This window comes from Flavobacterium sp. 40-81 (assembly GCF_001898245.1).
GTDB lineage: Bacteria > Bacteroidota > Bacteroidia > Flavobacteriales > Flavobacteriaceae > Flavobacterium > Flavobacterium inviolabile.
In genome coordinates this window covers 37,301-44,853 of the sequence record NZ_MKTM01000035.1, presented here as the reverse complement: position 1 = coordinate 44,853, position 7,553 = coordinate 37,301, and the positions used below count along the sequence as shown (strand labels likewise).

The following is a 7,553-nucleotide window of genomic DNA, read 5'->3' as shown; positions in this document are numbered from 1 at the left end:
TGCTAATTTTCATAGTGATACGTTTTGGAACTGCGAATCTTGTAATTTTTATTGAAATAACAATTATGGATTGGCATAAAAATCAGGAGTTGAGTATATTTGCGTATATAAGTACCACTTTTTGGATAAAAAAGGGTGTAATCGGGTGGGAATTTATAACGATACAATGAAATGATTCCGGAAAAACAACAGTATCATAAAGCTGTTTTTAAAAAGAAAAAGCCCCGAAACGGAGCTTTTAATATTGTTTGAAGACAGGTAGCTAAAAAATTTAGCGGTACTTGTCATTCAGTCCGATACCACTTAAAATAAACGGTTTGATTTTTTCAAAACGACTTTGCTTTGTTTTTTCCTGTTTGGCAGTAGCAATGTATTCCAGGAATTCTTTTTGCTTGTAAGGCGTAAATTGTTCAAAAGCAGTTTTTAGTTCCGGATCGTTCTCCAGTTCTTTTTGCAGGTATTCGGATACGATTGCTTCTTTTTTTGCCGGTTTGTAGACCATTCCGGCTTTTTCATTGGCTATGGCTTCCTGAACGTATTGTAAAATCAGTTTTTCGTTCATCCCGGCTTTCGACTGGAAGCGCCATTGGCGTAAAGCCTTGGTAACGCCTTCCTGGGCGTTAACCAAAACTTTATGCTCATCTTTTAAATAAATACCGTTGAAAAACCAAATGCCAACATAGGATTTGAACCCGCCAATTCCCAAAACGTTTTTCCCGTTACAGGTATAGGTAGGGCCGCCCCATTTTGTTGTTTCGACCAATTCGGTTTTTAGAAGGATGGATTTTAAATAATCCAGTTCTTCTTCCCATTGATTGGTCTTATCCCATTGGTGTTTTTCTTCCATCGGTAATGGAAATTATTTTTTTAAAGCTGTTAATTCCGCAATTTTTACAATCACATCCACGGCTTTTTGCATGCTTTCTACCGGTACATATTCGTATTTTCCGTGGAAATTGTGTCCGCCGGCAAAAATGTTCGGGCAAGGTAAGCCCATATAGGAAAGCTGGCAGCCATCTGTTCCGCCGCGAATAGGCTTAATGATCGGTTTAATACCCAGCTCTTTCATTGCCTTTTCTGCAATTTCCACAATATGGATTACCGGTTCCACCTTTTCACGCATGTTGTAATAACTGTCTTTTATTTCACAGCTAACAATATCACCGCCAAATTGTTTTTGAAATTTCTTGTTGATTTTCTTCGCGATTTTTTCGACAACAACTTTACGTTTTTCGAATTTTTTCTTATCGTGATCACGAATAATCAATTCCACTTTTGTTTCCTCAATACTACCGCTGATGTTGGTTACGTGGAAGAAACCTTCATAACCTTTTGTTTCCTGCGGTGTTTCGTGTTTCGGAAGTTTTGAAATGAATTTGTTGGCCAAAAGCATGGAATTAATCATTTTTCCTTTTGCATAACCCGGGTGAACACTCTTTCCTTTAAAGATTAGTTTTGCTCCGGCAGCATTAAAGTTTTCATATTCCAGTTCACCAATCTGGCTTCCGTCCATCGTGTAAGCCCAGTCTGCACCGAATTTTTCGACGTCAAATTTATGAGCCCCGCGTCCGATTTCTTCATCCGGTGTAAAACCAACTCTGATTTTTCCGTGTTTGATCTCCGGATTGTTGATCAGGAACTCCATTGCCGTTACGATCTCGGTAATTCCGGCCTTATCATCGGCTCCTAAAAGCGTGGTACCATCTGTAGTGATGATCGTTTGTCCTTTATACTGTAATAGATCCTTGAAATAATTTGGAGAAAGTACGATATCCAAATCTTTGTTCAGTACGATATCTTTTCCGTCATAATTTTCAACGATCTGCGGTTTAATGTTTGCTCCTGTAAAGTCAGGAGTAGTATCGAAATGCGAAATAAAACCAATAGTAGGAACGTCATGCTCCACATTACCAGGCAGTGTTGCCATAATATAAGCATTGTCATCTATAGTAACATCTTCCATTCCTATAGCTTTTAGTTCTTCAACTAATTGTTTTGCTAAATCCCATTGTTTAGCAGTACTGGGAGTAGTATCGGAATTCGGATCAGATTCTGTATCAACAGTTACATAACTGATAAAACGATCAATAATATGTTGCATTTTAAAAATTTTTGAGATACGCAAAAGTACGACTATTTCATTAAAATGAAACGCCCTGCTTTTTAGAATAAATTCAAATTAATGAAGGTATAAAATTGTATAAACGATAAACATAAGCAGTACGATAAGTATCAAAAACGAGTTGATAAAAAACAACAGTAAACTCTTTATGTTCGAGATATATCGTTTTTCATGGTATAAAAACCGGTGTGCCTTAAAGAAATACGTGAATCCCCATCCGAGATAAACACAGGTAATGATGAATTGCAGTACACTGAGAAGCCCATTATCGCCCATTAAATCAAATAGCCATGAAATTGTCATGAACAGGGTAGTGCTGAGCAATAGAAACGAAAAGTAATGCAGCGTAAAAATACCGTGTTCAAAATAGTACCATTTTTTCTTATTGTGAAACAGCCATAACGAAAAAGCAAATAAGGGCAAATAGAGGAAAAGTACCTTTGGCAGGTTATGAATAAAGGATTCCCTGAATTTTGAGATAATCTCTTTTATGGTATATGTTTCGTTTATTTCGGCCAGTCTTCGTTCAAATTTAGCCATTAGTTTTGAAGGCTTTTTCGATTCCGGAAGGGTTTTTTGTATCGAATCAAATTCCCTTACAGAACGATAGTTGCCAATTTTAGTTTTGGGTATCTGGTTCTTTTCCAGGATAGAATCGACCTCTTTGTAATTGTCGTCATATTTATGCGCCTCTGCCTGTCGTGTCTGGCGGAGTGTATCACTTTTATGATTTATTTCGGGTAATATGCCCGGAAGGAAAAAAGTAATAAAACTTATAAAAATATATAATTTAACCGGTGCCACATATTTTTTACGCTTCCCGGACAGGTATTCTCTTGTGAGCCTTGAAGGCCGGAACAACAGGTATTGTATTGTTTTCCAGAACGCATTGTCATAATGAGTTAAATCCTCTACGAAATGTGTGAATAAATAAGAAAATGATTTACGGGATTCGGCATTTTCCTGTCCGCAGTTCGGACAATACTTTTCAGTGACAATTTTTCCGCAGTTTAAACAATCGATATGATCGCGTATTTTTTCGTGGCTCATTATTAGATTTATTGATGCGATAAAAATAATAAAAAATCACTTTTACTGATGAAATTTCAAGAATAAAACAAAATAATTACATTTTGTTTACGCACTTAGTTCTTCACAATGATAACCCAATGCGGTTATAAGATTCGTAACATCAGTTACTTCCAGTTTTTCACTGCTAACACGAAGAATTTTATCACAGTCTTCCAGGTCAAAATTAAAATGGCTGATGGCCTCATTTTCGGTAAAGACACGTTCAATTTTCCGGGCGTCTTTTTTGGTTTTAACGCTTGTTTTAAAGATATATAACATTCGGTCTCAGGTTATTTTAGTTGATATTTTTCCACCATTCGGTAAAGGTTTTTTCTGCATTCAGGTCCATTTTTTCCCCGATCATCGGCGTACACAGGCGGATGTTTTCGTTATGATTCAGGGTTCTGAGCATTGTTATCGGTTCGTCCCAGTTGTGGTTGGCCAGTGAAAACTTACTCCAGTGAACCGGTAGTAACCGGGAAGTCCGAAGATCCCGGGCAACCTGTAAAACCTCTTCCGGCATTAAATGAATGTATTTCCAGTTTTTGTCATATTGCCCGCATTCAATAATGGCAAGGTCAAAAGGACCAAACTGTTCCCCGATTTTTTTAAAGTGGGTATCATAACCGCCATCACCGCCCAGGAATATTTTCTTTGTTGGTGTCTGCAATACAAACGATAACCAAAGTGATTGGTTGCGGGTTAATCCTCTTCCGGAAAAATGCCTTGCCGGGGTGGTATGCACGGTAATGCCATCTGGCAGCTCGATTGTTTCATGCCAGTCTTTTTCAATAATGTGTTGGGTATCATAACCCCAATATTCAAAATGTTCACCAACACCCAAACCGCAAATCACTGTTTTGACCTTTGGTTTTAATGCTTTGATGGTTTCATAATCCAGATGATCCCAATGATCATGTGAAATAAAAAGATAATCGATTTCCGGTAGGTCATTCACGGTATAAATGTCGCTACCAGGATAGCTTTTTGTAGTCAGGCGGACAGGAGAGGCTGCGCCGCTAAAAACAGGGTCAACCAGGATTTTAATACCATCGGTCTGAATAAAATAGGAGGAATGTCCAAACCATACAAAAGCATCTTCTTCTTTGGAAAGCGACCGTAAATCTGTTTTTTTCGACGGAATACTGTCTACAGGTTTTACCCTTGTATTTTCTTTAAATAGAAACTCCTTTAAAACGCTGTAAAAGCTGGCGCCTTCCGTCAGATCGGGCGTGAAACTGCTGTTCTGGAATTTACCGTCCCTGAAATTAGGAGAGTTCTTAATACGCTCTAACCGGGCACCGGATGGCAGTTTCCCGAATTTTGGCTGTTGGAGAAAAAGATAAACAATTACGGTTAAGGATATGAGTATGGTAAAAATTGTAAGTAACATTTTTTTTAAGATTTTGTTCATTATTATTTTGTTGCAATAAGTTTAGATTGACTAATCACTCTATATGGTTTAAAAAAAATCAGCTAATCATGGTCCACAAGATATCAAAGGAATTATAAATCACTTCTTTCTTTGCTTCAAAGCTCAGTTTCGACTGACGAAGGTATTGCTGCACACCGAATATAAAATTGTTGACAATCGTAATCAGGTAATCTACCGGTAGATCTTTAATCACATTTTTGCGGATAGCAGCTTCCAGTTCCTCGCAGCCTTTTTTAGAAAGTTTCTGTATTTCTTCATAATCTATCTGTGACGCATAGGGTGAAGAATAGAACTGCTGAATGTAGCGAAACTGGTAATCGTTGTCCAGTGACCACAGCATGATCGCAATAAACTGGCTTTTAAAATGCGTTTTATAATCGGTATTGGATGCAACAGCATTTTCAATATGTTCCGCAACTTTTAATTTGATATCAATATAAAGCGCAATGATCAGGTCTTCTTTTGTCTTGTAATAATGAAACAAGGTACCGTTCGCAACACCGGCTTCCTTAGCAATTTTGCTGGTAGCGGTACCGTGAAAACCATATTCTACGAATAGTTTCAGTGCAGCGGCAAGTATTTCTTTTTGTTTATCCATGATAAGATTGACTAATCAGTCGGTAAAAGTACACTTTTTTAAAACAGTAAAAAGTATTTTGGAAAAAATTAACTTTTTACGTTGGCTTATTCGTGTTTTATCAGGATGTTTTTTTATAATTCAATACCGCCCACACATTAAGCACTACGGCAAAAAGCCCGATTTTAAGGAAATGTGGCAATACATCTTTAAAAGTACTGCCTTTCAGTACGACCATCCGCATGACTTCTATAAGATAACTCACCGGTGTGAAACGGGAAATATATTTTGCCCATTCCGGCATACTGTCGATTGCGGTAAACAAACCACCCATCAAAATAAAGATCATCATAAAGAAAAACATGATGAACATAGCTTGTTGCTGGGTATCGCAAAATGTGGAAATAAGCAGACCAAAGCCCAGAATTGCCAACAGGTAAATCCAGATAAAACCGTATAATAAAAGGATGTTTCCCTGTGGTGTTATGCCATAAACAAGCCAGGCTATCAGCAGTCCTAAAGTGAAAACCACATTACCGAGAATCCAGAACGGGATGAGTTTACCCAATATAAAATGGTATTTTTTTAAAGGGGAAACATTGATCTGTTCGATGGTTCCGACTTCTTTTTCTTTAACAATATTCAGCGCCGAAAGAAAACCGCCCACCATCGTGATCAGGATTGCTAAAATGCCCGGAACCATAAACGTGTGGTAATCCAGCAGCGGATTGTACCAGTTTGAGGCCGTAATTTCAATAAGCGGAGCAGTATTGAATTTCGTAGCCGGTTGTACTTGCAAACGAATATCGGCATTGAAATTTTTCAGTATTGTATTCAGATAGGAAACGCCAAGTCCGGCTTTGACACCATTAATGGCATTTACGGCAATAAAAAGCTGTTGGTGGTTTTCCCGGACAAGGTTGCGTTCAAAGTTTTTCGGTATTTCCAGGATCAGGTCGGCATCGTCATTTTCAATAAGCTGTAAAGCCTCTTTATAGGAACTGCGGTAACCGGAAAGTTTAAAATAGCCTGAAGCGGCAGCCGTGGTAATCAGCTTTTGGGAATAGGTCGAATGGTCGTTGTCCACGACAGCCAGATTGATGTTTTTCACTTCATAATCTGCGGCCAGCGGGAGAATGATCAGCTGCATGACCGGCATTACCATGATCATGATCAATATGGCTCTGTTGCGGAAAATCTGCCGGAACTCCTTTTGGAGCAAAAAACGCATCGTTCTCATTCCAGTCTTGTTTTAAAGCTTTTCAGGCTGATGATTAATAAAAAAACAGTCATTCCGAAAAGGATCAGTGTTTCCTTCCAGATGGCAGAAAACCCGAGGCCTTTGATCATAATAGATTTTACAATAATGTAAAACCATTTTGCCGGAACAATGTTGGAAATCAATTGTAATGGTTTTGGCATGTTTTCAACCGGAAACATAAAACCGCTAAACAAAATAGTGGGCAGCATCATGCCCATTAACGAGATAAGCATGGCAATTTGCTGAGAACTGGTTTTAATGGAAATAAAAATACCGATGGCTAAACAGGTAATGATAAAGAGGATACTTTCCAGGAATAGCAACACTATACTGCCGTTTATAGGCAAATCCAGTACAAAAATGCTTAGCAGCAATATCGTACTGACGTTAATTAAGGACAACAACAGATAAGGAACCGCTTTGGAAAAGATCACAAAAATGGGTTTAAACGGGGAAACCAGCAAAATTTCCATGGTACCGTTTTCTTTTTCCTTTACAATTGAAATAGCCGTCATCATAACGCAGATAAGCATTAATACCAGTGCCATTACGCCCGGAACAAAATTCGGAGCACCTTTTAACTGCGGATTGTAAAGCATCTTGATCTCCGGAACAATTTGTAACGGAACCGGGTTATTCCCGTTAATTTCCGCCTGATATTCCTGTATAATGGAAGTCATGTAATTGGTGAGCGTGGTCGCGGTATTCGGATCGGAAGCATCGGCAATGATCTGGATTTGTGCCCGGTTTTCATGTACTAACTGTTCGTTAAAATGCGGAGGGAACAATACGGCAAGCTTGATCTTTCCTTTGCGGAACTCGGCTTCCATATCGGAATTCTGTGATAAAAAGGTACTGACTTTAAAATAACGGCTTGCGGTAATTTTAGTGATTATATTAGCACTGGCCACATCTTTTGCATTATCGACAATAACGATTTCCGAGTTTTTGATCTCATTCGTCAGGGCAAATCCGAAGATCAAAATCTGAACAATCGGCATACCAAAAAGGATCAGCAGCGTTTTGCGGTCCCGTATAACGTGAAGAAACTCTTTCCGGATAAAAGTGATAAACTGTTTCATAATCA

The 7,553-nt window shown here is 38.4% G+C and carries 8 protein-coding genes; all 8 read right to left on the bottom strand.

What is annotated here, in order from left to right; all coding sequences use genetic code 11:
• Positions 1–271 precede the first annotated feature (271 nt).
• The 8 genes from BGO42_RS14640 to BGO42_RS14605 all read right to left on the bottom strand — a co-directional run bounded on the left by BGO42_RS14640 (position 272) and on the right by BGO42_RS14605 (position 7,548).
• Entirely contained in the window at positions 272–847 is a 576-nt protein-coding gene (locus tag BGO42_RS14640) for a YdeI/OmpD-associated family protein (protein ID WP_273247041.1), read from the bottom strand.
• A gap of 12 nt (positions 848–859) precedes the next feature.
• The gene (gene pepT / locus BGO42_RS14635; RefSeq protein ID WP_177734285.1) at positions 860–2,101 is read right to left on the bottom strand and encodes a peptidase T; all 1,242 of its coding nucleotides are present in this window, start codon (positions 2,099–2,101) and stop codon (positions 860–862) included.
• 78 nt (positions 2,102–2,179) lie between these two features.
• Positions 2,180–3,172 (bottom strand): DUF3667 domain-containing protein, encoded by a 993-nt coding sequence (locus BGO42_RS14630; RefSeq protein ID WP_273247042.1) that lies wholly within the window; start codon positions 3,170–3,172, stop codon positions 2,180–2,182.
• Between the two features lie 87 nt (positions 3,173–3,259).
• Positions 3,260–3,472, bottom strand: coding sequence for a hypothetical protein (locus BGO42_RS14625; RefSeq protein WP_177734287.1), 213 nt, complete (start codon positions 3,470–3,472; stop codon positions 3,260–3,262).
• Positions 3,473–3,488: 16 nt separating this feature from the next.
• Entirely contained in the window at positions 3,489–4,586 is a 1,098-nt protein-coding gene (locus BGO42_RS14620; RefSeq protein ID WP_273247043.1) for an MBL fold metallo-hydrolase, read from the bottom strand.
• Between the two features lie 79 nt (positions 4,587–4,665).
• Positions 4,666–5,226, bottom strand: coding sequence for a TetR/AcrR family transcriptional regulator (locus BGO42_RS14615; RefSeq protein WP_177734289.1), 561 nt, complete (start codon positions 5,224–5,226; stop codon positions 4,666–4,668).
• A 100-nt stretch (positions 5,227–5,326) separates the two neighbouring features.
• On the bottom strand, positions 5,327–6,445 hold the full coding sequence (locus tag BGO42_RS14610; protein WP_273247044.1) for an ABC transporter permease: 1,119 nt from the start codon (positions 6,443–6,445) through the stop codon (positions 5,327–5,329).
• Positions 6,442–7,548, bottom strand: a complete 1,107-nt coding sequence (locus BGO42_RS14605) for an ABC transporter permease (RefSeq protein ID WP_177734291.1) — start codon at positions 7,546–7,548, stop codon at positions 6,442–6,444. The genes BGO42_RS14610 and BGO42_RS14605 overlap by 4 nt, the downstream gene beginning before the upstream one ends.
• Between the last annotated feature and the right edge of the window lie 5 nt (positions 7,549–7,553).